Source organism: Rhizobium sp. BK181 (genome assembly GCF_014193305.1).
In the GTDB taxonomy this organism is placed as follows: domain Bacteria; phylum Pseudomonadota; class Alphaproteobacteria; order Rhizobiales; family Rhizobiaceae; genus Rhizobium.
Genome location: NZ_JACHZA010000015.1, coordinates 20,270 through 46,826 on the forward strand (window position 1 = coordinate 20,270; position 26,557 = coordinate 46,826).

Consider the following 26,557-nt stretch of genomic DNA (forward strand, 5'->3'; position numbering starts at 1 on the left):
GAAAGGCGCGATCCACGCGCCCTCGCGCATTCATTGTCGTGTTGCGTCAGCCGACGCTGCCTTCGAGCGAGATGCTGATGAGCTTCTGCGCCTCGACGGCAAATTCCATCGGCAGTTCCTGCAGGACTTCCTTGACGAAGCCGTTGACGATCAGGGCGATCGCCGCTTCGGTCGGGATGCCGCGCTGCAGGCAATAGAACAGCTGGTCCTCGGAAATTTTCGAGGTCGTGGCTTCGTGCTCGAACTGCGCCGTCGAATTCTTCGCCTCGATGTAAGGCACCGTGTGTGCGCCGCACTTGTCGCCGATCAGCAGCGAGTCGCACTGCGTGAAGTTACGCGCGTTCGACGCCTTGCGGTGGGCCGAGACCTGGCCGCGATAGGTGTTCTGCGATACGCCGGCAGCAATGCCCTTGGAGACGATGCGGCTCGATGTGTTCTTGCCGAGATGGATCATCTTGGTGCCCGAGTCGATCTGCTGGTGACCGTTCGATACGGCGATCGAGTAGAACTCGCCTCTGGAGTCGTCGCCGCGCAGGATGCAGGACGGATACTTCCAGGTGATCGCCGAACCGGTTTCCACCTGCGTCCACGAAATCTTCGACCGGTCGCCACGGCAATCGCCGCGCTTGGTGACGAAGTTGTAGATACCGCCCTTGCCCTGCGCATCACCCGGATACCAGTTCTGGACCGTCGAATACTTGATCTCGGCATCATCGAGAGCCACGAGCTCGACGACCGCAGCATGCAGCTGGTTTTCGTCGCGCTGCGGGGCGGTGCAGCCTTCGAGGTAGGAGACGTAGGCGCCCTCTTCCGCGATGATCAGCGTCCGCTCGAACTGGCCGGTGTTCTTCTCGTTGATGCGGAAGTAGGTGGACAGCTCCATCGGGCAGCGAACGCCCTTCGGAACGAACACGAACGAACCATCGGTGAAGACAGCCGAGTTCAGCGTCGCATAATAGTTGTCGGAGGTCGGAACGACGGAGCCGAGGTACTTCTGCACCAGTTCCGGATGCTCGCGGATCGCTTCCGAGATCGACATGAAGATCACGCCGGCCTTATTCAGCTCTTCCTTGAACGTCGTGACGACCGAAACGGAGTCAAACACGGCATCGACTGCAATCTTCGGCCTTTCGACGCCGGCCAGGATTTCCTGCTCCTTGAGCGGAATACCGAGCTTCTCATAGACCTTGAGGATTTCAGGGTCGACTTCGTCGAGCGACTTCGGGCCAGGCGTGCTTTTCGGCGCGGCGTAGTAGTAGATGTCGTTGAAATCGATTTTCGGATAATCGACGCGCGCCCAGGTGGGCTCTTCCAGCGTCAGCCAGCGCTTGTAGGCTTCCAGACGCCATTCGAGCATCCATTCCGGTTCCTGCTTCTTGGCGGAGATGAAACGGATGATATCTTCGGACAGGCCCTTGGGTGCCTTGTCCATTTCGATGATGGTCTCGAAACCGTATTTATACTGATCGACGTCAATCTCGCGGACGCGATCAACCGTTTCCTGGACGGCGGGCATGTCATTCTCCAATCTCGCCGGAGAAAAGGTCCGGCAGCTTGTCGTTCGGGCAGTATAGGTTTGCCCCGTATGTAGGTGGCCAAAAGGGACTTTTCAGCCCGAATGGCAAGCGGAAAATTGCCTTTCCGCAAATTTATGAAGCGGTCACGCCGCCTCTCCGGCCGGCTTGCGCCGAGCGGCTATTTTCGCAAAGACGGAAATCGCTCGGTCGACCTCCTCTTCGGTCGTGGCAAAGCCCAACGAAATCCGCAGAGCACCGAGCTTGGGATCACGCCCCATGGCGACCAGAACATGACTCTCGCCCACCTTGCCGGACGAGCAGGCAGAGCCGGCGGAAAGCGCAACGCCTTCGAGATCGAAGGCGATCTGGCCCGTTTCAGCCTTCAGCCCCGGAAGGGTGAAGAAAGTCGTGTTGGAAACGCGTGCTCCCTCGGCGCCGTAGACGACAACATCGGGTGCAGCCCCACGCATACCGCTTTCCAGCCGGTCACGCAGCGCCGAAATTGCCGCGTTGCGGGCCTCGAATTCCGCGACAGCGGCTTCCGCGGCAGCGCCAAAGCCGACCACCGCCAATGAATTTTCCGTCCCCGAGCGGTGACCCTTCTCCTGGCCACCGCCGTGGATCAACGGCAGTGGCATCAACACTTCCCCGCGTGTAACGAGCGCGCCGGCGCCCTTGGGGCCGCCAATCTTGTGCGACGATACGATCAGGAAATCGGCGCCAAGCTCGTTGATATCGAGCTTCAGTCGGCCCGCGGCCTGTACAGCATCGACAACAAGCAGCCCGCCCTGCGCCTGCACGATCTTTGCAATATCGGAAATCGGCTGAACGATGCCGGTCTCGTTGTTGACAAGCATGACCGCGACCATCGGCAACCCTGCCGACTTGTCGTGAGCAGCAAGCAGAGCGCCAAGAGCGTCAAGATCGACGACACCGGCCTCTGTCACCGGAATTTCCGTCGTCTGCTCCTTCGAAAACCGACCACCCTCGCGCACGGCCGGATGCTCGACCGCCGAATAATAGAGCCGACCGATGGCTATTGGCGTCCGCCCCATCTTGAAATCAGGCGTCAGCACCATGTTGGCTGCTTCGGTAGCGCCACTGGTAAAGATCACATGCGCGGCATCGGCACCCGTAAGGACAGCGACCTGCCGCCGCGCGTGTTCGATCGCAGCTCGGACGCTGCGGCCTTCGCCATGCACCGAGTTCGGATTGCCGAACAGATCCAGCGCGCGCAGAACCGCGTCGCGCGCATGTGGATGCAGCGGCGAAGTCGCGTTCCAGTCGAGATAAAGGCGTGGCGGCGCCATGATCTTTGTCCTGCGCTTTAAGCTTGCACGACGCCTCGGCTCATTTTCCTTGAAATTTCGGCCGGGCTTGCCTTATGACACATCCCACAATGCGTGGATCGCCATGCAAGTTTCGAATTGTTCTAAACTGCGTTTTAGAAAAGCTGACAACGTTCGTCAAGTCTGCGCAGCGTGAACGCGAAGAAATAAACGCCGGAGTACCGATGCCCGAAGTCATTTTCAACGGCCCCGCAGGCCGCCTTGAAGGCCGCTACCAGCCCTCCAAGGAAAAGAGCGCGCCGATTGCCCTCATCCTGCACCCGCACCCTCAGTTCGGCGGCACGATGAACAACCAGATCGTCTACCAGCTCTTCTACATGTTCCAGAAGCGCGGTTTCACGACGCTGCGCTTCAACTTCCGGGGAATCGGTCGCAGCCAGGGCGAATTCGACCACGGCGCCGGCGAGCTTTCCGATGCGGCCTCGGCCCTCGACTGGGTGCAGAGCTTGCATCCCGATTCGAAGACATGCTGGGTTGCCGGCTATTCCTTCGGCTCCTGGATCGGCATGCAGCTCCTGATGCGTCGTCCTGAGATCGAAGGCTTCATGTCGATTGCGCCGCAGCCGAATACCTACGACTTCTCGTTCCTCGCACCCTGCCCGTCGTCCGGCCTGATCATCAACGGCGAAGCCGACAAGGTCGCGCCCGAAAAGGATGTGAACGGCCTCGTCGAGAAGCTGAAGACGCAGAAGGGTATCCTGATCACGCACCGCACGGTGCCGGGCGCCAACCACTTCTTCAACGGCCAGGTCGAGACGCTGATGGGCGAATGCGAGGATTACCTCGATCGCCGCCTGAATGGCGAACTGGTGCCTGAGCCGGCCGCCAAGCGCATCCGCTAGGCCGATCGCATCCCGGCGGTCATTTCGAACGTCGGACAGGACAATCCGTCAATGATCATAGGCATGCGGCTTCGCATGCCTATTTTCGTCAGGACATGCTGGGACGCGGCATTGTCAGGATGGGTGAATGCGATGAACTGTTGCGCAAAGTTCCGCCGGAAAAACCAGTCCATCAGGCCGCTGGCAATCTCCGTCGCATAGCCTTTGCCCCACTCCTGCTGCCTCAGCGAGTACCCGAGTTCGAAATCCTGCCTGTCGCCGCCGAACAGCGAAAAGCCCGCGCGACCGATGAAGCGGCCATCCTCACGACTCATAACCTTGTATTTCGTCGTTCCGTCCCGCGCCTGCTCGCCGAACCAGCTGCGCAGTCGCTCGTCGGCCTTCTCTCGCGACCATGGGGCTGCGCCGGAAAGATATCGCGTGGTCTCGATCGTCGAGTGAAGCTCCTGAATGAGACCGGCATCGTCGGGTTCCCACATGACGGCGACAAGCCGGGGCGTCTCCAGAATGACCTGCCTCACGGCTTCACCACCACACCGCCGCTGACAGGCGTACGAACTCCCGTCGTTCCCGGAAACGTCAAAGGCAGTCCGTCCAGCGACCGAACAGCGAGATAAGCCCAGGCTTCCGCCTCCATGGAATCACCGTTGAACCCCGCTTCTTCCGCTGCAATCACCTCGGCGCCCCGTCTTTGCGCCAGGTCCTTCAGATCCTGCATCAGCACGCGATTGAGGCGCCCACCTCCGCAGATGATATACAGCGTCGGCATCACTGGCAGGTGACCCGCGGACTTGATGATCGACGCGGCGGCGACATGCGCAAGGGTGCGCGCACCATCCGCAAGTTCTGCGTCCGAGCCTGAAGGTGGCGGAAAGTCGTTGCGGTCAAGCGAGCGCCGCTTCTCCGCCGTAAAGAACGGGCTGCTCAAATAGCGATCCGCAAGATCGTCGATCACCCGTCCCTCCGAGGCAATCATGCCGCCTTGATCGAACGGCACCCCCGCATGGGTCTCGACCCACTGGTCGATCAACGTATTGCCCGGCCCGCTATCATATCCGACGATGATGCCATCAGCACCGACATAGGTCAGGTTGGAAATCCCGCCGATGTTGACGAAGCAGACCGGCAAGGCCGCATGAGCGACGTTAGCAGCAAGCGCCGCGTGGTAAACCGGAACCAGGGGTGCGCCCTGACCGCCGTGGACCATGTCATTGGCGCGGAGGTCATAGGCGACAGGTATCCCCGTCTCGCGGGCGAGCAGCGCCCCGTCACCGATCTGGACCGTCAGCGCCTCGTCCGGCCGATGCAGCACCGTCTGCCCATGAAAGCCGATGACGTCGATCGCGGATGCAGCCAGCGCGTTCGCGGCCAGAAATTCCCTAACGGCAATTGCATTACGTAACGTCAGTTCTCGCTCGATTGATGCCAGTTCGCCCGGCCGATGCTCACGCCGCGTGATAATTTTCGCCTGCTCCAGCGCAAGCTTCAGCCGGTCGCGAAAGGCAGGCTCATACGGGACACCAAGGGAGGGCCCGCGTTCGACGACGGCACGGCCGTCGGTGCGCAGCAGCGCCACATCGATACCATCCATCGACGTTCCGCTCATCAAACCGATCGCGGTTCTGATCTTCTCCATGGAGCCTCGCTGGAAGATTCCTGCCAAATGGTGACTGTTCGGCAAAACAGTGCTAAACGCGCCGCGTCACTTCAACAATAGCCAATCCGAAAATCCGCACCCGAGAGCAAAAGGTCATGTCCGAGTTCAAATCCGATTTCCTCCGCACGCTGAAAGAGCGCGGCTTCATTCATCAGATTTCCGATGAATCCGGCCTCGACGAACTCTTCGCCAAGGAAACGGTAACAGCCTATATCGGCTTTGACCCCACCGCTCCCAGCCTGCATGCCGGCTCGCTGATCCAGATCATGATGCTGCACTGGATGCAGGCGACCGGCCATCGCGCCATTTCGCTGATGGGCGGCGGCACCGGCATGGTTGGCGATCCCTCGTTCAAGGAGGAAGCGCGGCAGCTGATGACCGTCGATACCATCGAGAGCAACATCGCGTCGATCAAGCGCGTCTTCTCGAATTACCTGACCTACGGCGAAGGGGCGAAGGACGCGTTGATGATCAACAATGCCGAATGGCTGAGATCTCTGAACTACCTTGAATTCCTGCGCGATGTCGGCCGGCACTTCTCGGTCAACCGCATGCTGGCTTTCGACAGCGTCAAGACGCGCCTCGATCGCGAACAGTCGCTGTCGTTCCTCGAATTCAACTACATGATCCTTCAGGCCTACGACTTCGTCGAATTGGCGAAGCGTTACGACTGCCGTCTGCAGATGGGTGGTTCGGACCAGTGGGGCAACATCGTCAATGGCATCGATCTCGGTCACCGCATGGGGACTCCGCAGCTCTACGCCCTCACCTCGCCGCTGCTGACGACCGCGTCAGGTGCGAAGATGGGCAAGTCTGCCACCGGCGCTGTCTGGCTGAACGCAGACATGCTGTCGGCCTATGACTTCTGGCAGTACTGGCGCAATACAGAGGATGCCGACGTTTCGCGCTTCCTAAAGCTCTATACAACCCTGCCGATGGACGAAATCGCACGACTTTCGGCGCTCGCCGGCTCCGAGATCAACGAGGTCAAGAAGATCCTCGCCACGGAAGTCACCGCAATCCTGCACGGCCGTGCAGCCGCTGAACAAGCTGCCGAAACCGCCCGCAAGACGTTCGAGGAAGGCGGCCTTGCAGAAAACCTTCCGTCGGTCGACGTGCCGGCTGCCGAACTCGACGGCGGCATCGGCCTTCTGTCGCTGATCGTCCGCGCCGGCCTTGCTGCTTCGAACGGTGAGGCGCGCCGCCATGTTCAGGGCGGTGCCGTACGTATCAACGATCAGGCCGTCAGTGATGAGCGCAAGGTGATCGGCAGTGGCGAAGTTACCGCCGATGGCGTCATCAAGCTTTCGCTTGGCAAGAAGAAGCACATTCTGATCCGCCGCGCCGCATAGCACGGACGACATCGGAAACCGAAAGCCGGCCTCGAGCCGGCTTTTTTGTGCCTATTGGAATTCAAAGATGTTGCGGAAGACGCCAGGCGCAATGATCGACAGCGGATTGATGATGAGAGCCGGAGATTCCAGTTTGCCCGTCAGCTTGAAGGTAATGCCGATCAGGCCGCGATCGGTACCATTGCCGAGGATGAATCCGATTAACGGCAACTCGGCGAACAGGCGATTGAGCCCGTACGCAGGCATGAAAGTGCCGGTCATGTCCATATTGCCGCGCTGGTCGCGTACCGTGCCTTGGAATACAGCGCCGACCTGATCTCCACGCACAACACCGTTCTCAATGCCGATCACGCCGTTCTGCGAAACAATTCTGGCAAAACCGCGCTGGAACCGCTGTGCGGAGGTATCGATGTTCCGCTTGACCGCCGAATTCAGGCTTCGTTGCTCCTGACCGACGGGCGTCGACACAATTGAATGCAGACGCTGCTCATTGACCAGGGAGAAGCGCCTGATGTCGATCGAGCCATCCCAGCGATCTCCAACGCCAAGGCGGATCTGCATGTTGAGCAAGCCACCCATCATGTGCTGATAGAGGTCGGCGAAGCGCGAAACCGAGCCGGCATCCCCGCTGGTGACGTTGATAACGCCATTGCCCTTCGTCTGGGCTACGAACGCCTCGCCGCTGTCGGTGACGCCGGTGAAGTTCAACGATTGCAGCCGACCATCGGCGGAAACGTACAGCATGTCGGCATTCCGCATCTTCTCGTCATTGAAGCCGATGATGCGGCCGAGCTTGGCACGGACGGATACGCTGCCGCTGCGATCGGAGTCACCGCCCCCGCCGCCGGCGGACTTTACCCGGGCGATGATCGGGCGCGCATCGGCGCTGTCGCCGGATACGGAGACATCAAGCCCTCCCTTGTTCCTCTTCACCGACACCGCAAAATCATCGAGCGACGACAGTTTGACGCTGTCGAAATCCGCTTTCATGAGGTTGCCCTTGCCGATGACAAGGGAGCCGTTGGCCCCGAATCCATCCCCCTTGAGGACGAAGTTTTTCAACTCAGTATTGTCGGCGGGGCCAGATGCCTCGAATGTCGCCGTCGCGCCGATTCCGCCTCCTTTCGACCAGCCGATCCATGGAAGAGACAGCCGTGCCCTTCCAAGGTCGACCGACACCGCCTGCCGTTCCTGATCGATACGATTGAGCTCGACATCGATGCTGCCATCGATGATGTCGTTGAGGCCGGGTAGCACTTTTTCACGCTGGTCGTTGTTGAGCGTGGCTGTGATGGTTTGTTGCGGTTGGACGTCCGACGATTTGTCGGTCGGCTCAACGAGTTTGATGCCAGCGGGAATCCCGTCAATCAGCCCTTTGCCGTCAACGCTTACCTGTTTCGGGTCGGCGTTCAGAACCCCGTCGAGACCGGTGATCTTGCGGCCAGAAATTGGCTTGGCAATATCGAGATCCTGCAGCTGCAGCACAGCCTTCCACTCGGCCGGCGGAGGATTCTGCGAAGAGAGCAGCCCGATGCGTGCCTGCACCATTGCCGACACCTTGCCTTTGAGGTCCTCAGGCACGAAGCCAGCGCGTTGGAGTACCTGGATCGGCTTGTAGGTCAGCAGTTCGCCGACGGCGTCCGCCGCGCCGGAAACGGGAAGATTGATCTCGGCCATGAGGGGCTTGTCATAGGTCGACGGCATGACAAACGTACCCTCGCCGACGTTGACAGATCGTCCCGAAGGGAAGAATGCAGTCCCGCCCTTGATGGAGATTGTTGCGCGCGGACCGCTGAGATCAAAGTGAGCACTCGTATCGCGTATCGGCGGGATATCACCGGCGACGTTCATCCGCGTATCGGCGATATCGAACGCAATGCGGATCTGGTCCTTATTGAGTTTCAGCCCCTTGCCGACCGCCTCATCAAGACGTCCGAACGGAATGAAGACAGAGATTGATGCGTCGGTAACTGTGCCCCCGAAGAGGTTGCGAAGGACCCATTCGCGACCCTTCGACGCCATCCAGAACGGCCATAGCTGTTTGACCGCCGTGGTCTGCAGCTGCTGTGACTGACCAGCAAAACTGATCTCCGGTGACACATCTGCGAGACGGACATGGAGCGAGCCAAAGAGACCGCCGGCCGGGCTTGAAACCCGCATGTTTGGAAATTGGAGCTCACGGCTGGCAACGAGGTAGCGACCCGTCGCCTGGATGTCGAAGGCGAGAGGTTGCTCGCCGGACCCTGACGGCGCCGCAGTGCCGCCGCTGACAAGCAGATCAATCCCGAAGCCCTTTCCTGCCGACGCATCGACTTTATCCAGATCGATAAGGGCGCCGCTGAGCGGCACGGATGTGGCGCCGAACTGAACGCGCGACTTTGCAATCTCGAGCGTCTGCTTGGAGAAATCATAGGCGAGATTGATACGACCGCCGTTCAGTTCTTGCTGGTCGCCGTCCATGTAGAACTGTCCCGGCTTCAGTTCGATTGCGGCAGCGAGCGCCGGCGGCTCTCGATCGCCGGCGCGAACGGCAGAGATCGTCAGATCACTGGCGGCATCGATGCCTTGTCGAATCTGACCCTGAACGTTCCGCTTCAGCGTGAACGGCCCCAGATCGACGCCCGCGACCTGGCCGGTCAGTTTCGAGGTGCGTCCATCAGTCCTTTCGGTGACGATGCTAAGCGTTGCTGGTTTGCCGTTGATCGCCACCTCGCCATCAAGCGCCAGTGCCCCCTGACGTGTTCGTGAGAAAGCCACGTTGTTGACCACGATCGAAAGCGGACCGTTTGCAGTATCGGCAAGCTTGATGTCGATACCCGAGAGCTTTACCGACCGTGTTCCGCCCCGCTCGACAAAACCGTCGACCATATCGAGCTGAGCGAACGCGGCTTCCATCGCAGCGGGTATCTGGTCGACGCGAACATCGTCGAGCTTGAGCGGCTTTCCGGATGGCAGCAGCGCTGTATCGAGCGCTATATCCTGCGCCTCGATCTGCGCAATCGCGATGCGGCCACGGAAGAGTTGCAGCGGGTCAAGCGCGATGCGCATCGCATGCGTTGTCGATAGGTGCTGTCCGCTCTTCTCGTCGATCATGCTAACGTCGCGCGCCTCGAGCGCAAGCCGCAGGTTTGATGTAAAGCGAATGACGGTCGAACCGACCTCCGCTCGATAGCGGGGTCCGATGGCGGAGTTCAATGCAACCTGCGCCTGCCGCGAAAGCAGTGCGTCGAACATGCCGCTTTCCACCGCGAAGGCGATCGCTGCGAGCACGAAAAGGATAACGGCAACGCAACCACCAGTGACGCCCGCGGTTCGGCGCATGCGCGAACGCGACGGCGGGCAGCTGACAATGATGGGATCCTCGGCCTGCGCGGAGGGAAGCTCATGCAGTGCGACGATATCTTTCTTGCGGAATCTAATTTTTTCGCCGCGGATCGCCGACATGCGCCTCGCCTAACTCCTTATTTTGTGGTCTGGACCAGACTGGCTGGACGATTGTTCGTCCAATATATATCTGGCAAATCACCTGTTATCCACAAACTCGGCAAAAGAAAGGTTTCTCCATGGCGGATATAAGCATCGGCACCGCAGCGCCGGACTTTGATCTTCCGCGAGACGGCGGAGGTCGTGTTTCGCTCGGTGAATTCCGTGGTAAGCCGCTGGTGCTTTTCTTTTATCCCAAGGACGACACGACGGGATGTACGGCGGAATCGCTCGCTTTCACGGCACTGGCCGACGACTTTGAAAAAGCCGGCGCCGCCGTCATCGGCATGTCTCCCGATTCGGTCAAATGTCATGATCGCTTCATCAAGAAGCACAATCTTGCGGTTGTCTTGGCGTCCGACGAAGAGAAGACGACGCTTCAGGCCTATGGCGTGTGGAAGCAGAAGACCATGTATGGCCGCAATTTCATGGGTGTAGAACGCACCACGTTTCTCGTTCGCGACGACGGGACGATCGGCACGATCTGGCAGAAGGTGAAGGTGACCGGTCACGCTGAAATCGTGCTTGCAGCAGTGCAAAACCTGTCACGATGACGCATCGCTCCATCACATCCTTGCGCGGCGGAGCGATTGACGCCATCCGAGCGACCGATCTCGACGAGAAGACTGCCCTGGCCCAAGAGACTGCCACGCGATGGTTTGGCCGGACCTTGTCGCTGCGTTCGCCGCTCGACGCGTCGCTGCCCGATAGGCCAGGCCGTCCCGATAAGCCGGAGTTAATACCGCCGACCCAGGTCGAAAGGCGCTCCCTGCACACAGTGAAGGGACGCATTGCGCTGCTCCATGCAATCGCCCATATCGAGCTTAACGCGGTTGACCTCGCACTTGATATCGCGGCGCGATTCGCGACCGAACCGGTGCCGAACTCATTCTTCGACGGCTGGATGCAGGTTGCCTTTGAGGAAGCGAAGCATTTCCGCATGGTACGCGCCCGGCTGAAGGACCTCGGCGCGGATTATGGCGATCTGCCCGCCCACGATGGCCTGTGGCAGGCGGCGCATTCGACGAGGAATGACCTGACGGCGCGGCTTGCCGTTGTTCCGCTGATCCTGGAGGCCCGCGGCCTGGACGTGACGCCTTCGTTGCAGGCCAAGATGCGCGAGACTGGGGACATGGAGAGTGCGGCCGTGCTCGATGTCATCTACAATGACGAGAAGGGTCATGTTGCCATTGGCGCCAAATGGTTCCGCTTCCTGTGCGCGCGCGAGAGGCGGGATCCGGCTCGCACGTTCCACGAATTGGTGCGCGCGAATTTTCGTGGTCCGTTGAAGCCGCCCTTCAACGACATTGCGCGGGCCGAGGCGGGCCTGACGCCGTCCTTCTACCGCTCGCTGACATCGACTAGCAACGCCTGATCTGCAGCGACAGCAATGCTGACCTAAGTAAATATTAACCATAGTCATGCGTAATTAAGGCAATTGAGGCATTGGCCGTCAATTGGGAGATTCTCCGTGACGCATGCACAGCAGAGCCGCGTATTCGGCCAAAGGAAACAAGAGCATATCCTGATCCTGGCGAGCGGCGATCGGGTCCGCCACCTGACGGTCAGGCCGTGGATGGCAGCGCTCGCCTTCTGTTTTGTCGGCGTCTTCTCGATCGGCTATCTGCTGGCCACCTCCTACCTCGTCCTGCGTGACGACCTGATCGGCGCGACGATGGCCAGGCAGGCGCGTATGCAACATGATTACGAAGACCGGATCGCCGCTCTGCGTGCTCAAGTGGATCGTGTCACGTCGCGTCAATTGCTTGATCAGCAAGTTGTCGAAGACAAGGTAGACAAGCTGATGGAGCAGCAACTGGCCCTGACGTCACGCCACGGCAAGTTGGGCTCCCTCTTGGATCGCGCCGAAAATTCCGGGCTGGGCGGCAAAGAGACGACACCGTTGCAGTCGTACGCTCCCGAGGTGAAGAACAAGCGTGCGTCGCTTTCGGGTGCCGTTCAGGCGATCGAAAACGAACTTGCTGGCGCTGACGAACCGGCCGACGTGACGACCGACAATGCCTCGCCCACAGATGTCCCGGCGCACGAGACTGTCGGCGATCGCGCCGATCGCGTTTTCTCCAAAGTGACGCTGTCGCTGAAGGACATTGAACAAAAGCAGCGCAATCGCATCGCCCAACTGACGAGCGATGCCGGCGGTACAGCCGATGCCATATCCAAGGTCTTGACGCGCTTCCGCATTTCGGTGCCGGCAGAACGCGCCAAGCAAGACGACAGCGCCGTCGGCGGCCCCTATGTTGAACCCGAAAGCGCCGATGATTTCGACAGTTCGCTTACGCAGCTCGATGATGCCCTCACCCGCCTGGAGACGGTACGAAGCACCGCCGAATCGCTGCCGTTCCAGAACCCTGCCGTTGGCAAGGAGATTACGAGTTCGTTCGGCAACAGGCGTGATCCGTTCCTTGGGCGCCTGGCGCTGCACTCGGGCATCGACTTCCGCTTTACGCCCGGCGAGAAAGTGCGCCCGACAGCGCCCGGCAAGGTGATCGCGGCTGGTTGGACGGGTGGCTATGGCAACATGGTCGAAGTGGATCATGGCAATGGCATTTCCACTCGCTACGGCCATATGTCTGAAATTCTCGCGAAAATTGGCGACAGGGTTGACCGCGACGACGTGATCGGCCTGGCCGGCAGCACCGGCAGGTCCACTGGCACGCATTTGCACTACGAAGTCCGCCAGAATGGTCGTGCCATCGACCCCATTTACTTCATGAATGCCGGCTTGAAGCTTGCCAGTTACATGAAGTAACTACGCGCGCTAACCACGTCTTTACCTCTGCACTGGTTGCAAGGCCTGTATTCCTTGACTTAAGGACAGTTTCGGCTTATGTCGCGCTGCATTGCGGCATGCAATCACGCCGACTCAATCAGAGTGCGGCCGAACCGGAACGGAAACAGTTTTCCCTTTGACGACATTTGCTGATCTTGGCTTGAGCCAAAAAGTGCTTTCCGCTGTGACCGACGCGGGCTACACGACGCCAACCCCCATCCAGGCTGGCGCGATCCCGTTTGCGCTCGAACGTCGCGATATTTGCGGAATTGCGCAGACCGGAACCGGGAAGACCGCGTCGTTCGTTCTGCCGATGCTGTCGCTGCTGGAAAAGGGCCGTGCCCGTGCACGTATGCCGCGTACGCTCATTTTGGAGCCGACCCGCGAGCTAGCTGCGCAGGTTGCCGAAAACTTCGAAAAGTATGGCAAGAATCATCGTCTGAACGTCGCCCTCTTGATCGGCGGTGTCTCCTTCGAAGATCAGGACCGCAAGCTTGAGCGCGGTGCCGACGTTCTAATCTGCACCCCCGGCCGCCTGCTCGACCACTTTGAGCGTGGCAAGCTCTTGATGAGCGGCGTTGAAATTCTCGTTATCGACGAAGCTGACCGCATGCTCGACATGGGCTTCATCCCCGATATCGAGCGCATTGCCAAACTCATTCCGTTTACCCGCCAGACGCTGTTTTTCTCGGCCACCATGCCGCCTGAAATCCAGAAGCTCGCCGATCGCTTCCTGCAAAATCCGGAGCGCATCGAGGTCGCCAAGCCGGCGTCGACGGCGAAGACCGTGACGCAGCGCTTCGTCGCCTCGCATGGCAAGGACTACGAAAAGCGTGCTGTCCTTCGCGATCTCGTCAAGGCACAGAGCGATCTCAAGAACGCAATCATCTTCTGCAACCGCAAGAAGGATGTTTCCGAGCTCTTCCGTTCGCTGGACCGCCACGGCTTTTCCGCCGGCGCCCTACACGGCGACATGGACCAGCGCTCGCGCATGGCCATGCTGCAGAACTTCAAGGATGGCAACCTCCAGCTTCTCGTGGCTTCCGATGTCGCCGCCCGCGGTCTCGACATTCCTGACGTCAGCCACGTTTTCAACTTCGATGTTCCGATCCATTCCGAGGATTATGTGCATCGCATCGGCCGCACTGGCCGCGCAGGCCGTTCCGGCGCTGCATTCACCATCGTCACCCGCCATGACCAGAAACATGCCGACTCGATCGAAAAACTTATCGGCGAGAAGGTCGAGTGGTTGAACGGTGACCTCACCGCCTTGCCCCCTCCCGAGCCGAGCCGTGACGATGATCGTTCGCGCCGCAAGGGCCGGGACAAGGACCGCGGTCGCGGCAAGGGCCGTGGAGGTCATAAATCTGATATCGCCGTCGCGGATAATGACGTCGAGACGATGGAAACAGCAGCACCAGCAAAGGTCGAAAGCGTGAAGCAAGAGCGCAAAGCAGAACAAAACAAGCCGCACCACAACACGCGCGCTGCTCGTCCTTATCCGGCAAACGACGACAATCGCGACCGCCGCCGCTACCGTGACCACGATGACGGCCCGACACCTGTCGGCTTCGGCGATGAGATTCCCGCCTTCATGTTGATCACGGCAAACGCCAAGATCTGACGAGCCCATGGGTACGCCGGGCATCGATTTTCCGGGCGTCGGCGTTGGCTTGGTGATCTTGCGGGATCGCAAGATCCTGCTTTACAAGCGTATTCGGGCCCCTGAGGCCGGCCACTGGAGTATCGTGGGCGGCAAGGTGGACCATATGGAACCGGCCGAGCAAGCGGCGCGCCGGGAAGCGGAAGAAGAAACCGGACTTTCGATCGGCCGTATCAATCTCCTCGGCCCTGCCGAAGTTATCAGCACGACAGACGAGCAGCATTGGGTTTCTCTGCTCTACATCGCGTCCGAATTTGACGGCGAACCGCAACTTACTGAGCCGGAAAAGCTCTCGGACTTCGGGTGGTTCGGTCGTTCCGACCTCCCGCAGCCGCTTTCCGCATTTGCGACCGCTGCCATCGAGCGGCTGAACGCGGGCGAATTTCTCTAAGACTTATTCCGCACGGAGCGCCGCTTCATAGGCAAGCCGCACCCATCGCGCCATGAGATCAGGGTCATCATAGGCATCGTCCGGGATCGACCAATATGGCATTTTCACAGGGCTTCCCTTCTTCCCTTCATAGGCCCATTGCGTGGCTCCCGCTGCCGCGAACTCGGAAGCACTCCGCTCGTCGGCCTTGAGCAGCATTTCTCCGCGCACCTCGACCGCAACGATCCGGCCCATATGATAGATGCCCTTGCCACCGAACATCCGCTTGATGGTAACGGGGCCAAGCCCTTGAAACATCTCTTCGATCGCCGCCGAATCCATTCCTTAACCCTTCAAAATTCCGCCGGCGGAGATCACGGCCTCTGGCGTATCCACGTCCAGATGCGCCGCGTCCCCTATGTCGACGTCGACCACAGGCACTCCCGAGGTTTCGATGATGTGCCGGGCCCCAACGTCACCTTCCAGCCTCAGGACGGCATCGAACAGCGATTTGGGCAGAACCACCGGATTGCCGCGCTTGCCGCCTGACACCGCCCGGATAATCGATTGGCCGCTCGATTGCCGGAATGCTCCGATTAGCGCATCGAGATCACCAGTGGAAACACCCGGCATATCAGCGAGCATGACTAAGATACCATCCGCGCTCCGCGCTTGTTCAACGGAAAATCCGGTCGCGAGCGACGAGGCCATACCGGAGGCGTAGTCCGGATTGTGAACAGTCGTGATGTTCAATCCGGATACAGCCGCCTCCAGAGCGTCCTTCCGGTGGCCGGTCACTACGACGACAGACGATGCCTGACTGCCGATCGCCGTCATGACGGATCTCCGAATCAGCGGCACCCCATCAAACTCAGCGAGCAACTTGTGCGGCCCGCCCTCGCCCATCCGGCTGGCCTTGCCAGCAGCGAGAACGACGATCACGACCTCGCCGGCCGGGGCCGTTTGCGCTTCCGCTTCACGCAGGCGTGGCCGTGCTTGGATTTCCATCAGGAGACCTCCTACGCCCATGCCGCTGATATCGAGCGCACTCGGCTTTTCACCCGCGAGGATCCGATCGAGCACCCAGTCAAAGCCATTCTCTTTGGGGCTGCGTGCGCAACCTGGCGCGCCGATCACCGGCACATCGCCTATACGTCCGAGCACGAGCAAGTTGCCTGGATCGACAGGCATGCCAACCTGCACCACCTCACCTCCCGCCCGTCGAATCGCTTCGGGAATCACGTCTTCATCATCAATGACCGCAGACGCACCGAAAAGAATGATTAGTTTCGCCGCGGCGTCGGGCAAGCGTGATGCTGTCCGAAGTGCCTCGGCGACCGGCTCCACATCGTGCGCAATCCGTGCCTCTCTGACAAGCTGACTTCCGGATGCGGTAAGCCGGCGAGAAAGCACGCGCGCAGTCTTGTCCATCACCGTGGGCTTGAGCGAAGGCAGTACCGTTGCGATCAATGACACCGATCGGCTGGCAAAGGGCTTGACCTCGAAAGCGGATGTGGCCCGCAGCACTTCGCAGGCCATGCCAAGCTTAGCGCCCGAAACAGCGAGCGGAATGATCTTGAACGTTGCGACCATGTCCCCGTTGCGGACGGGTACGTGGTCGTTCAGGCAGGCAAGCGTGATGGCGGGATCGATCCTGTTCAGCCGATCAACGGTGCTTCGGTTCGCGACGAACAGGCCGTCCACGGTCGAGTACACATTCACGCGCCCGGTGGACGCTTCCGAGAAGCGCAGGTGATCAGGAGCGACGGCTCCCGCAAGTCGCCCTGCCGCCTCATCCTCACCGATGTCGCCGGGCTCGATGCGTGCCGCGATCACATGCTCGATACCCTCGCCGATCAGCCGCTCAATGTCGGCAGATTCGATCTTGTGCCCCTTGGGCAGGTTGCCGCCTGCAAGCTTCACCGCATGGGCGAGAATCACGCCTTCGGCAACGTCGATGGAAAACGATCCGAATTTCATTTGTTATCACCGGTAGGTGATATTTCGCGGGTCCGCAGCGTATGGACGATCTCGGCGAGAATGGCGACCGCAATTTCCGCCGGGCTCGCTGCACCGATATTGAGCCCAATGGGTCCGCTGATCCTGGCAAGTGCAGCCTCGTCCACGCCCTCGGCACGCAGTCTTCCCAGGCGAGCCGCGTGCGTCTTGCGACTGCCGAGCGCACCGACGTAGAAACAGCCAATTCGCAACGCCTCGGTGATCGGAAAATCATCGATCTTCGGGTCATGCGTGACGGCAACAAGCGCCGTATAGGCATCCAGCGGACGCACCTTGAGCGCGTCCACCGGCCAATCAGCGGTCAAATCGATGCCGAGGAACCGTTCGGGCGTGGCGAAAGCCGTTCGTGGATCGATAATCCGGACATCGAAGCCGGCGAGAGACGCCATCTGTGACAGAATCTGGCTGATGTGTACCGCGCCGATAACGACGATATGCGCCGGCGGCAGATGCACGTTTAGAAAATAGCGGCGGCCATTGGCCTCGATCGACGTCGACCTTCCCGAACGAAAAGCAGCCTGGATGGCCAGACCAAAGGAAGGGGAGACGGAATCCCCCTCGAGGACGACGCTATCGTCGCCGGTCTCGAGGTCGGTGAGCAGGATGGCGGCGCGGCGCGCCCGGCGCGCATCGTTGAGCTGTCCAAGATTTGTGGCATCCATCAATCGAGCCTTTCGACGTAGACGCGGATCCGACCACCACAGGAAAGGCCGACGCGCCACGCGGTCTCGTCAGCGACGCCGAACTCGAGCATCTTCGCCTTGCCCTCGGCAATCACGTCCAGGGCCTCGGCGATCACGGCGCCTTCGACGCAGCCGCCCGACACCGACCCTTCGAAATTGCCGTCCCCGTCGATCACCAAATGGCTGCCGGCCGGCCGCGGGGCCGATCCCCAGGTCTCGATCACCGTCGCTACCGCGACGTCTCGCCCCGCCTTCCTCCAGGCTTCCGCCATCATCAACGGATCAAGGTCAAATGATGTCCCCGTCATGCAATGCCTTTCAATGTTCCGAGGTACCGGCGCGGATCGTACGTTGTCGACCTGGTTGCACCGAGTGCTGCTGCGAGATCGTTCAATGATGATAGATTGTGGACCGGTCGGAATTCGTCAACATGCGGCAGCATTGCGCGCACGCCGCGCGCCCTTGGCTCGAAGCCGTCGAAACGCAACAGAGGATTGAGCCAGATCAATCGCCGGCAGGAACGGTGCAGGCGATCCATCTCAGCCGTGAGCAAATCGGTTCCTTCGCGTTCCAGGCCGTCCGTGATCAAAAGAACGACAGCGCCCTGCCCGAGCACGCGCCGAGCCCACAGCCGATTGAATTCCTGCAGCGTTTCGCCGATCCGCGTTCCTCCGGACCAATCCTTGACGGCGGCGGCGCATTCGTCCATCGCCTCGTCAGGATCCTTGTGTCGCATCTGGCGGGTGACGTTCGTGAGCCGCGTGCCGAATAGAAAGGTATGAACCCGCCTGCGCTTCTCCGTCAGCACGTGCAGAAAATGCAAAAAAATGCGGGTGTACTGGCTCATGGAGCCGGAAATATCGGCGAGAACCACCAACGGTGGCTGCACCTCCCGAATCTCTCGATAGCGCGGCAAAATCAGCCCTGCTCCGCTGCGCAGGGCAGCCCGCATCGTCCCGCGGGGATCGACGCGCGAATGAACATGCGACGGTCGGAAGCGCCTGGTCCGTACCGTGTCCAGGGGTAACTGCAGTTTCCCGAGCGCCTTCTTGGCAGCGGCAATCTCCATCGCGGACATCTGGGCAAAGTCCATACGTCGGAAGACCTCGTTGCCCGACATGGTGAAGCGCGCATCGATCTCGATGTCAGGTTCATCGCGTGGCGGCTTCTCATTCTCTCGTTCGCCAAGGAGCGCGTCCGCAGCTCGGCTCGCGCCGGGTTTTGCCTTCTCCCGGTCACGGGTGTCCGGTGCACGGGGCGACATCATCGCGATCATCTTTGCGACGAGGTCGCGCGAGTGCCAGAAGAGGCGGAACGCCTCGTCGAATACCGGCATGTCTTCATGGCGCTTGACGAAAATGGCAGAAAGTGCGGCGTGAAATTCCTCCCGCGATCCCACGCCGATCACCTCAACAGCCTCGATCGCATCGACGATCGCGGCCGGTCCGATCTTCAGGCCGGCCTTGCGGAGCGCTCTAGCAAAGAAAACGATGTTGTCGGCGAATCGACCGCCTACCGGAGGAGGCGGAGCGACGATCTCATCCTGCCCGCTTCTCGGATCCATTTGTTACCCAGCCGCCTGCAGTTCGCTTTTGATGTCTTCGAGCACCCGCGCACCGTCGCTGCCTTGGATTCGAGCGATATCATCCTGATACTTCAATAGCGTCCCGATGGTGTCGGAGATCGTTTCCGGATCGAGCGCCAGGCGATCGAGTTCGGTTAGCGCTGTCGCCCAATCGATCGTCTCGGCAACCCCGGGATTCTTGAAGAGATCCAGCGTCCGAAGCCGCTGCACATAGGCGACGATCTGGGCGGACAGGGCGGCATTGCAGCCCGGCACCTTCCGGCGAATGATCTCGAGTTCCTGCGGGGCATCGGGATAATCAACCCAATGATACAGGCAGCGCCTCTTCAGGGCGTCGTGGACCTCGCGCGTCCGGTTCGTGGTGATGATGACAATCGGCGGTTCGGCCGCCCGGATGGTGCCAAGCTCAGGGATCGTAACCTGAAAGTCGGAAAGAACCTCTAGCAGAAAGGCCTCGAAGGCCTCATCGGTCCGGTCGAGTTCATCGATGAGGAAAACCGGTGCCCGACCATTCGCGCTGGATAGAGCCTGCAGCACGGGCCGGCGGATCAGGTAACGCTCGGAAAAGATATCCGATTCGATCCTGTTTCTGTCGGTAAGCCCGGACGCTTCAGCGAGACGGATTTCCAGCATCTGCGCCGGATAGTTCCACTCATAGACGGCTGAGGCGATATCCAGCCCCTCGTAGCACTGCAGGCGGATCAGCGGTCGTCCCAAGGCCTTCGACAGGACCTTGGCGATCTCCGTCTTTCCAACGCCCGCCTCGCCCTCCAGGAACAGGGGGCGCTTCATTTTCAGGGCCAGGAAAAGGACCGTACCGAGGGCCCGCCCCGCCAGATAATTCTGATTGCCCAGCATCGCGATCGTTTCGTCGATCGACGACGGCAGCGGCGGATGAGCTTGATCCGACATGTTTCCTCCCATTTCGGGAAGTTATAGCGTGGCCTAAAAATACCGGTTTTTGTTGCCCCAGAACGGGTCAAATCGGGTTGTTTTGGTTTTCCCATGCCATTGACGTCCCTCATAAATCGTTCAATTTCGGGTCAGACCGGTGAAACTTCCCGACAGACCGAGAAAATGCGTTTTGTTACCCCGTTGTTACCCCAGAATAGCCGCGTAAGGCACCTGAAAAACACCCGTTATTTCACCGGCCACTTAGGGCTCATAACTTCCCGGAAGATGGAGCTTAGGCATACTAAAGAGAACTGCAATTCACCTCACCGACCGTTTTCTGGAGACTGCCAAAAAGACGGCAGATCGACAAGAGATTGCCGACGGCAGCGATTTTTTTGGCAGTTAATTTAAACCTGCGCAACTGCACAGGATGCGGACCTGCTTCGATGGGCAGGCATGGGAGCGGTGCTAGGATAACTCTTTTAGGGTGATAAATCGGTCACTTGGCTTTTTGTTACCCCGTTTTTACCCGGAGACAGCTAAGTCGCGGAAAACATAGAGGTTTACTGTCATAGCGTGTGATAGTCGCGGTTCATATAGACAAGCGCGGGCTTCGCCTCGTTGTAGCGGACGGCTACGACCTCACCGAAAATGATGTGGTGCGTCGACATTTCCTTGATCTCGCTTACACGGCAATCGAAGGAGGCAAGCGCATCGCGAAGAACGGGCGCCCCGGTCACCAGTTTGTCGAAGGCGCCCGTCTGGAACCGTTGGTCGTTTGTCAGTTGGGCGCGGCCGGAAAAGGCATCGGCAAGCGCCTGATGGTGCGCCGCCAGCGTATTCAACGCAAAGATGCCGCTCCGGAAGAAAATGTCATTCTTCGGATTGCTGTTGTTCAAGCATACCAGAACGGTCGCAGGGTCATCCGATACGGAGCAAGCGGCGGTGATCGTCACGCCGCGGCGCTCCTCGCCGATTGCCGTCGTCACGAGTTGCACATGGCCCCCAAAGCGGCTCATCGCATCCCGGTAAAGGCGCGGATCGATCGGTTGTTTGTTCAACAAATGCATTCTCCATCCGGCATTGCCGGGTTGTCGTTTCCTTTAATATGAAGGCGATCTCTTACGTTTTCTACAAAAGCCGGGCGAAAAGCTTCCTCATTGTGCGTTTTTCTTTGACGATCGATGCCGGACGGATAAAAGAGCAGACAAACGACAGGAACCGGCATCTTTAATGAATACTTTGCGTGGCCTAGCACTTCTGCTGATGCTGCTCCTTGCGGCCGGAGAATGCCATGCTGCCGGCCTAATCGTTGGTATCGTAGCGCCGCAGAATGGCAATCTCGCGCCAATTGGTGCTCAGATCATCGCCGGTGCGAGTGCCAAGGTCCAGCAGGACGGCGACACGATCGTCACGATCGATGAGACGTGCGCGGAAAACAGCGGTGCAGCGATCGCCGATGCCCTGATCAATGCCAAGGTTCAGGTTGCCGTGGGCTTTCTCTGCAGCGAGACTCTTGAAGGCGCGCTGCCGAAGCTGAAGGACGCAAATATCCCGGCGATCACCGTCTCTGTGCGTTCGCGCATCCTTATGGAAGATGCGCTGAAGAACGGCTGGCCACTCTACCGGCTTGCGCCTGCCGATGGAGCCGAGGCAGAAAAGATCATCGACGTAATCCTGCGCGAGTGGGCCGCCGCGCCGATCGCGCTGATCGAGGATGGAACTATCCATGGTCGCGAACTGACGGAAGCGATCCGCAATGCGCTCGAGGAAAAGGGCCTCAAGCCGGTCTTTACCGACACATATCGGCCCGGCCAGGAGCAACAGGTCGCGCTCGTGCGACGGCTTCGGAAGGCCGGGGCGACGAAGGTCTTCGTCGGCGGAGACCGCAGCGACGTTGCGGTTATCGCACGGGATGCTGCGGCCGAGAAAATCCATCTCGATATACTCGGTGGGGACGCCATGCGCGCTGCCGACCAACCGCTCGCGCTGGCGGATGGTGTTCTCGCCGTCGCCCTGCCCGACTACGCGGCGCGCCCGGAGGCAAAAGCTGTGGTCGACGCATTCCGAGCACGCAGTGTCGAGCCTGAAGGCTATGTGCTGCCTGCCTATGCGGCCGTGGAAATCGCGACGAAGGCAGCCAGCGATGCTGGTGCGGATGACAGGCCGATCGCCCAGCACATCGGCGGGACAGCCTTCGAAACGGTCATCGGAAAAGTTGCTTTCAATGCCGGCCACGAACTGGCCGACAACCCATACCGCCTGCTGCAGTGGCAGGCCGGTTCGTTCGTCCCGGCAAATACACCGATCGAGTAGCGTCGTGCGCTTCGGCATGAGTTTTAGGGAGAGATTACAATGACCACGCCCATTCGGATCGCGCCATCGGTCCTTGCTGCCGACTTCGCCAAGCTCGGCCAGGAAGTACGCGATGTAACCGCGGCCGGAGCCGACTGGATCCACCTCGACGTTATGGACGGTCACTTCGTCCCGAACATCTCTTTCGGCCCCGACGTGATCAAGTCGTTGCGCTCCTACACGGATGCCGTATTCGATTGCCATTTGATGATCGCGCCGGTCGATCCGTATCTCGAGGCATTCGCAAAGGCTGGCTGCGACCGCATCACCGTCCACGCCGAGGCCGGTCCACATCTCCACCGCTCGCTTCAGACTATCCGAGGGCTCGGCAAGAAAGTCGGCGTGACGATTAATCCAGCGACGCCACTTTCTGCGATCGAGAACGTACTCGATGACGTTGACCTGATCCTCATCATGTCCGTCAACCCCGGTTTCGGTGGGCAGAAATTCATTCCAGCCATGGCGGACAAGATCGCCGCCGCGCGGTCACTGATCGGGGATAGGCCGATCGATCTTGAGGTGGATGGTGGCGTGACGGTAGAAACCGCGCCGATCATCGGCAAGGCCGGCGGCAACGTTCTCGTGGCAGGGTCGGCGATTTTCAAGGGCGGCTCGGTGGAGTCCTACAAGGCAGCGATCAGTGCGCTGCGGGCTGCCGCGGAAGGCAAATCGAAGTCGTGACGAAAGCAGGCCGTCTTTGATCTCCGAGCGCCTGAAGGCGGCTCGCCCATCTTTCCCCGAGCTCTTTGTCGGCGCTCCCCTCTGGGGCACGCAGATGCTGATATCAGCAATGGCCGCCCTCTATCTCAGGAACGGGATGGAGACGGCACATGTCCGCGACCTCGCAATACTCTACTTTGCGGGCGGTTTGCTGGCATGGCCATTCGTGTTGCCTCTGGCGCGCTTCTTTGCCCATCGACGCCTCGTAGAAACACGCTTTGCCGCATTCGTCGTGGCGCTTGCCGCCGGCACGATCCTGATGACGGCCTTCCTATTTGCCATGGACTACCGCGTCTTCTACTCCGCCTGGCATGCGCCATTCGGATCGCTGACCTGGGTGTTTCAATTCGCCTTTACCGGCGCGAGCGCCGTCTATCAGTTCGCGGTGCTGGGGTTGCGGCTATTTCTTCCGCTCGGCCTTGTCTGCCTTTTCGGCACCAGCTTTGCGCTTGCAAAACGGATGCGTTGAGATTGCCGCCTGTCTTTGCTACAGGGGCGCCAGCATTCCCTTTATGAACGAAAGCAGGAAGCCATGATCCCGCGCTACTCCCGACCTGAGATGGTCGCCATCTGGTCGCCTGAGACCAAATTCCGCATCTGGTTCGAGATCGAGGCTCACGCCTGCGATGCGCTCGCCGAACTGGGCGTCATCCCGAAATCCGCCGCCAAGACGATATGGGAACGCGGTGGTGCCGCCACGTTCGATGTTGCGCGCATCGATGAAATCGAAGCCGTCACCAAGCACGACGTCATCGCCTTCCTGACGCACCTTTCTGAAATCGTCGGCCCTGATGCCCGCTTCGTCCATCAGGGTATGACCTCTTCGGATGTTCTCGACACCACGCTGAATATCCAGCTCGTGCGCGCGGCTGACATCCTGCTCGCCGACATGGACCGGGTGCTTGCGGCATTGAAGGCACGTGCGTTCGAACACAAGGACACCATCCGCATCGGGCGCAGCCACGGCATTCATGCCGAGCCAACGACCATGGGGCTGACCCTGGCGCGCTTCTACGCCGAGATGAGCCGCAACCGCACGCGTCTCGTGGCCGCGCGTGCCGAGATCGCCACCGGCGCGGTTTCTGGCGCCGTCGGCACCTTCGCCAATATCGACCCGCGGGTCGAGGAACACGTTTGCGCCAAGCTCGGCCTGATTCCAGAACCCGTTTCGACACAGGTCATTCCGCGCGATCGGCACGCGATGTTTTTCGCCACGCTCGGCGTGATCGCGTCCTCCATAGAAAACGTCGCGATCGAGATCCGTCACATGCAGCGCACGGAAGTTCTGGAGGCTGAGGAATACTTCTCGCCTGGCCAGAAGGGCTCTTCCGCCATGCCGCACAAGCGTAATCCGGTATTGACGGAAAACCTCACAGGTCTGGCGCGGCTGGTCCGGATGTCAGTTGTTCCGGCCATGGAGAACGTTGCCCTCTGGCACGAGCGCGATATCAGCCATTCCAGCGTCGAGCGCGCCATTGGACCCGACACGACGATCACGCTTGACTTCGCCCTGAACCGGCTGGCGGGTGTCATCGAGAAGCTCGTCGTCTATCCTGACAACATGATGAAGAATCTCGACAAGTTCCGCGGCCTCGTGCATTCGCAGCGCGTGCTTCTAGCGCTGACGCAGGCGGGCGTGTCGCGTGAAGATGCCTACCGGCTCGTCCAGCGCAACGCGATGAAAGTCTGGGAACAGGGCAAGGACTTCCTCGAGGAACTGTTGGCCGACGCCGAAGTCCGGGCTGCGTTGTCCGAGGAAGAAATCCGAGAAAAGTTCGACCTCGGCTACCACACAAAACATGTGGATACGATCTTCCGGCGCGTCTTCGGCGCCGCCTGAGTTGGATCAATGAGACGGCGCCTTCGCAGGCGCCGTTTTTCGTTTCGCTCTTGTAGGCTTTGTCGATGCGCTGTCGTCGCTCGCCTCGTCAGCGTCAGTCTCGGTATTCGACGATCTTGCTGACCGTTCGTTGCGAACGCCTTTCGCCGCCTTGGCGACGAGGCGATCGAGATGTTGCAGGTCCTCTTCGTCAAGATGCTCGATGCCGATGAAGCGGTTTTCCGCGTGACTGGTGAGAATGATTTCGTCGAGTTTGGCCTGTACAGCCCGAGCGTCCCGTGTCTGGGCATTCTGCAGTACAAAGACCATCAGGAACGTGATGATGGTCGTGCCGGTATTGATGACAAGCTGCCAAGTCTCGGAGAACCCGAAAACTGGGCCGGTCCCTGCCCAGGCTGCGACCAGCACGACGGCAAGCACGAACGTTGCCGGCCGGCCGGCCCATTCAGACGTCTTGCCGGCAAAACGGGTAAAGAGATGCTGTGGTGTAGCCATATCTAACCTCCCTCGGTATCCGCCTCAGCGAAACTCCAAGGGAGGCGTCGCAGTTCCCCGTCTTGCCGCTGTCAGACGACCGGCGGCGCGACGAGCTTCCGGTAGAGGTGCCAGCTCGCGTGGCCGAGCACCGGCATCACGAGCGCCAGCCCAACGAACAACGGGATCGTACCGACGATGAGGGACACGGCGATGATCAGACCCCAGCACAAGACAGGGATCGGATTGGCGACAGTTGCCCTAACGGAAGTTTCCATTGCGCAGACGAGCCCGACGTCTCGATCCAGCAACAAGGGGAAGGTCACGACGGTCGTGGCGAGAACGACGATGGCAAAGCCGAGACCGAGAACATGTCCCCACATGATTAGCTGCAATCCCTCAGGGGTGCCGAAGATCTCCGAGAAGAACAACGAGACCGAGCGAGGGAAGACGTCGCCGAAGACGTTGGCATAAAGTGTCTGCGCGGCGACCAGCCAGACAATGAAGAAGCCGAACAGCAGCAATCCGCCGGCAATGATCGATGGGAACGCCGGCGATCTCGTTACTTCGATCGCATGCGTCCAGGAGGTGTCCATACCGGCTTCACGCCTGCGGCTGATCTCATAGAGGCCAATCGCGGCAATCGGACCGATCAGCGCGAAGCCTGAGATAAGCGGAAAAATCATCGGCAGGAGGTTGGCACTCGATGTTGCGAGCGCAAGAAAAATCCCGGCGATAGGATACATCAGGCATAGAAAGACATAGTGGGATGGTTTTTCTCGAAAATCATCGAGCCCGCGCCGTAGCGCATCGAAGACATCTGCAACGCTGATCTTGTTGACGACCGGGCGTGTGTAGACATCGCTCGCACCCGACATAACATGGAATGCCGTCATGGCTTTCTCCTCCTCAGCCAAGATGGCCGGCAGCGAAAGGATCGGCGACGACGCCGATACGAGACGC

At 59.9% G+C, this 26,557-nt stretch carries 25 protein-coding genes; 11 read left to right on the forward strand and 14 right to left on the reverse strand.

All coding sequences use genetic code 11. The annotated features are described in order from the left end of the window. Positions 1-46: 46 nt before the first annotated feature. Together sufB and FHT77_RS24485 are read right to left on the reverse strand one after the other, a co-directional pair. On the reverse strand, positions 47-1,516 hold the full coding sequence (gene sufB, locus FHT77_RS24480; protein ID WP_183757427.1) for a Fe-S cluster assembly protein SufB: 1,470 nt from the start codon (positions 1,514-1,516) through the stop codon (positions 47-49). Positions 1,517-1,660: 144 nt separating this feature from the next. Further along, positions 1,661-2,827, reverse strand: coding sequence for a cysteine desulfurase family protein (locus FHT77_RS24485; RefSeq protein WP_183757428.1), 1,167 nt, complete (start codon positions 2,825-2,827; stop codon positions 1,661-1,663). Between the two features lie 203 nt (positions 2,828-3,030). Here FHT77_RS24485 and FHT77_RS24490 point away from each other — a divergent pair, with 203 nt between their 5' ends. Continuing rightward, entirely contained in the window at positions 3,031-3,708 is a 678-nt protein-coding gene (locus FHT77_RS24490; RefSeq protein WP_016554101.1) for an alpha/beta hydrolase, read from the forward strand. On the opposite strand, the gene FHT77_RS24495 is transcribed toward FHT77_RS24490, so the two are convergent. Continuing rightward, complete coding sequence (locus tag FHT77_RS24495) at positions 3,705-4,187, reverse strand: GNAT family N-acetyltransferase (protein ID WP_183757510.1); 483 nt, start codon at positions 4,185-4,187, stop codon at positions 3,705-3,707. The two genes, FHT77_RS24490 and FHT77_RS24495, sit on opposite strands and share 4 nt — an antisense overlap. Before the next feature lie 38 nt (positions 4,188-4,225). Continuing rightward, positions 4,226-5,344 (reverse strand): anhydro-N-acetylmuramic acid kinase, encoded by a 1,119-nt coding sequence (locus tag FHT77_RS24500; protein WP_183757429.1) that lies wholly within the window; start codon positions 5,342-5,344, stop codon positions 4,226-4,228. A gap of 116 nt (positions 5,345-5,460) precedes the next feature. Between FHT77_RS24500 and tyrS the strand changes: the two genes are divergently transcribed. Next, positions 5,461-6,717, forward strand: coding sequence for a tyrosine--tRNA ligase (gene tyrS / locus FHT77_RS24505; protein WP_183757430.1), 1,257 nt, complete (start codon positions 5,461-5,463; stop codon positions 6,715-6,717). 51 nt (positions 6,718-6,768) lie between these two features. On the opposite strand, the gene FHT77_RS24510 is transcribed toward tyrS, so the two are convergent. Then, positions 6,769-10,161, reverse strand: a complete 3,393-nt coding sequence (locus FHT77_RS24510; protein WP_183757431.1) for a DUF3971 domain-containing protein — start codon at positions 10,159-10,161, stop codon at positions 6,769-6,771. Between the two features lie 119 nt (positions 10,162-10,280). Here FHT77_RS24510 and FHT77_RS24515 point away from each other — a divergent pair, with 119 nt between their 5' ends. The 5 genes from FHT77_RS24515 (at position 10,281) to FHT77_RS24535 (ending at position 15,045) form a co-directional block, all read left to right on the forward strand. Further along, positions 10,281-10,754, forward strand: a complete 474-nt coding sequence (locus FHT77_RS24515; protein ID WP_183757432.1) for a peroxiredoxin — start codon at positions 10,281-10,283, stop codon at positions 10,752-10,754. Continuing rightward, the gene (locus FHT77_RS24520) at positions 10,751-11,575 is read left to right on the forward strand and encodes a ferritin-like domain-containing protein (RefSeq protein ID WP_183757433.1); all 825 of its coding nucleotides are present in this window, start codon (positions 10,751-10,753) and stop codon (positions 11,573-11,575) included. The genes FHT77_RS24515 and FHT77_RS24520 overlap by 4 nt, the downstream gene beginning before the upstream one ends. Before the next feature lie 96 nt (positions 11,576-11,671). Next, complete coding sequence (locus FHT77_RS24525; protein ID WP_183757434.1) at positions 11,672-12,970, forward strand: M23 family metallopeptidase; 1,299 nt, start codon at positions 11,672-11,674, stop codon at positions 12,968-12,970. A 157-nt stretch (positions 12,971-13,127) separates the two neighbouring features. Next, the gene (locus tag FHT77_RS24530) at positions 13,128-14,615 is read left to right on the forward strand and encodes a DEAD/DEAH box helicase (protein WP_114712783.1); all 1,488 of its coding nucleotides are present in this window, start codon (positions 13,128-13,130) and stop codon (positions 14,613-14,615) included. A gap of 7 nt (positions 14,616-14,622) precedes the next feature. Next, positions 14,623-15,045 carry an NUDIX domain-containing protein gene (locus FHT77_RS24535; protein ID WP_183757435.1) on the forward strand — a complete coding sequence of 141 codons (423 nt, stop codon included), beginning with the start codon at positions 14,623-14,625 and terminating at the stop codon, positions 15,043-15,045. Positions 15,046-15,048: 3 nt separating this feature from the next. Here FHT77_RS24535 and FHT77_RS24540 read toward each other — a convergent pair whose 3' ends face one another. The 7 genes from FHT77_RS24540 to FHT77_RS24570 all read right to left on the reverse strand — a co-directional run bounded on the left by FHT77_RS24540 (position 15,049) and on the right by FHT77_RS24570 (position 21,269). Further along, complete coding sequence (locus tag FHT77_RS24540) at positions 15,049-15,366, reverse strand: TfoX/Sxy family protein (RefSeq protein ID WP_016554111.1); 318 nt, start codon at positions 15,364-15,366, stop codon at positions 15,049-15,051. A gap of 3 nt (positions 15,367-15,369) precedes the next feature. Next, a complete protein-coding gene (locus tag FHT77_RS24545) occupies positions 15,370-17,004 on the reverse strand; it encodes an NTP transferase domain-containing protein (protein ID WP_183757436.1) in 1,635 nt (544 codons plus the stop codon). Further along, positions 17,001-17,705, reverse strand: coding sequence for an XdhC family protein (locus FHT77_RS24550; RefSeq protein WP_183757437.1), 705 nt, complete (start codon positions 17,703-17,705; stop codon positions 17,001-17,003). The genes FHT77_RS24545 and FHT77_RS24550 overlap by 4 nt, the downstream gene beginning before the upstream one ends. Beyond that, positions 17,705-18,034 (reverse strand): XdhC family protein, encoded by a 330-nt coding sequence (locus FHT77_RS24555; RefSeq protein ID WP_183757438.1) that lies wholly within the window; start codon positions 18,032-18,034, stop codon positions 17,705-17,707. Before FHT77_RS24555 ends, FHT77_RS24550 begins: the two co-directional genes overlap by 1 nt. Further along, positions 18,031-19,290: a vWA domain-containing protein gene (locus FHT77_RS24560; RefSeq protein WP_183757439.1), complete on the reverse strand. Its 1,260-nt coding sequence runs from the start codon at positions 19,288-19,290 to the stop codon at positions 18,031-18,033. The genes FHT77_RS24555 and FHT77_RS24560 overlap by 4 nt, the downstream gene beginning before the upstream one ends. A gap of 3 nt (positions 19,291-19,293) precedes the next feature. Next, positions 19,294-20,223, reverse strand: coding sequence for an AAA family ATPase (locus tag FHT77_RS24565; RefSeq protein WP_183757440.1), 930 nt, complete (start codon positions 20,221-20,223; stop codon positions 19,294-19,296). 551 nt (positions 20,224-20,774) lie between these two features. Further along, complete coding sequence (locus FHT77_RS24570) at positions 20,775-21,269, reverse strand: flavin reductase (RefSeq protein ID WP_183757441.1); 495 nt, start codon at positions 21,267-21,269, stop codon at positions 20,775-20,777. Between the two features lie 169 nt (positions 21,270-21,438). Between FHT77_RS24570 and FHT77_RS24575 the strand changes: the two genes are divergently transcribed. The 4 genes from FHT77_RS24575 (at position 21,439) to purB (ending at position 25,120) form a co-directional block, all read left to right on the forward strand. After that, on the forward strand, positions 21,439-22,521 hold the full coding sequence (locus FHT77_RS24575; RefSeq protein WP_183757442.1) for a branched-chain amino acid ABC transporter substrate-binding protein: 1,083 nt from the start codon (positions 21,439-21,441) through the stop codon (positions 22,519-22,521). A 39-nt stretch (positions 22,522-22,560) separates the two neighbouring features. Further along, positions 22,561-23,241 carry a ribulose-phosphate 3-epimerase gene (rpe, locus tag FHT77_RS24580; RefSeq protein ID WP_183757443.1) on the forward strand — a complete coding sequence of 227 codons (681 nt, stop codon included), beginning with the start codon at positions 22,561-22,563 and terminating at the stop codon, positions 23,239-23,241. A 16-nt stretch (positions 23,242-23,257) separates the two neighbouring features. Further along, positions 23,258-23,749 (forward strand): hypothetical protein, encoded by a 492-nt coding sequence (locus FHT77_RS24585; RefSeq protein ID WP_183757444.1) that lies wholly within the window; start codon positions 23,258-23,260, stop codon positions 23,747-23,749. 63 nt (positions 23,750-23,812) lie between these two features. Beyond that, positions 23,813-25,120 (forward strand): adenylosuccinate lyase, encoded by a 1,308-nt coding sequence (gene purB / locus FHT77_RS24590; RefSeq protein WP_183757445.1) that lies wholly within the window; start codon positions 23,813-23,815, stop codon positions 25,118-25,120. Between the two features lie 6 nt (positions 25,121-25,126). Here purB and FHT77_RS24595 read toward each other — a convergent pair whose 3' ends face one another. Continuing rightward, positions 25,127-25,615 carry a low affinity iron permease family protein gene (locus FHT77_RS24595; RefSeq protein WP_183757446.1) on the reverse strand — a complete coding sequence of 163 codons (489 nt, stop codon included), beginning with the start codon at positions 25,613-25,615 and terminating at the stop codon, positions 25,127-25,129. A gap of 71 nt (positions 25,616-25,686) precedes the next feature. Next, positions 25,687-26,490: a DUF2189 domain-containing protein gene (locus tag FHT77_RS24600; protein WP_183757447.1), complete on the reverse strand. Its 804-nt coding sequence runs from the start codon at positions 26,488-26,490 to the stop codon at positions 25,687-25,689. Positions 26,491-26,557 lie beyond the last annotated feature (67 nt).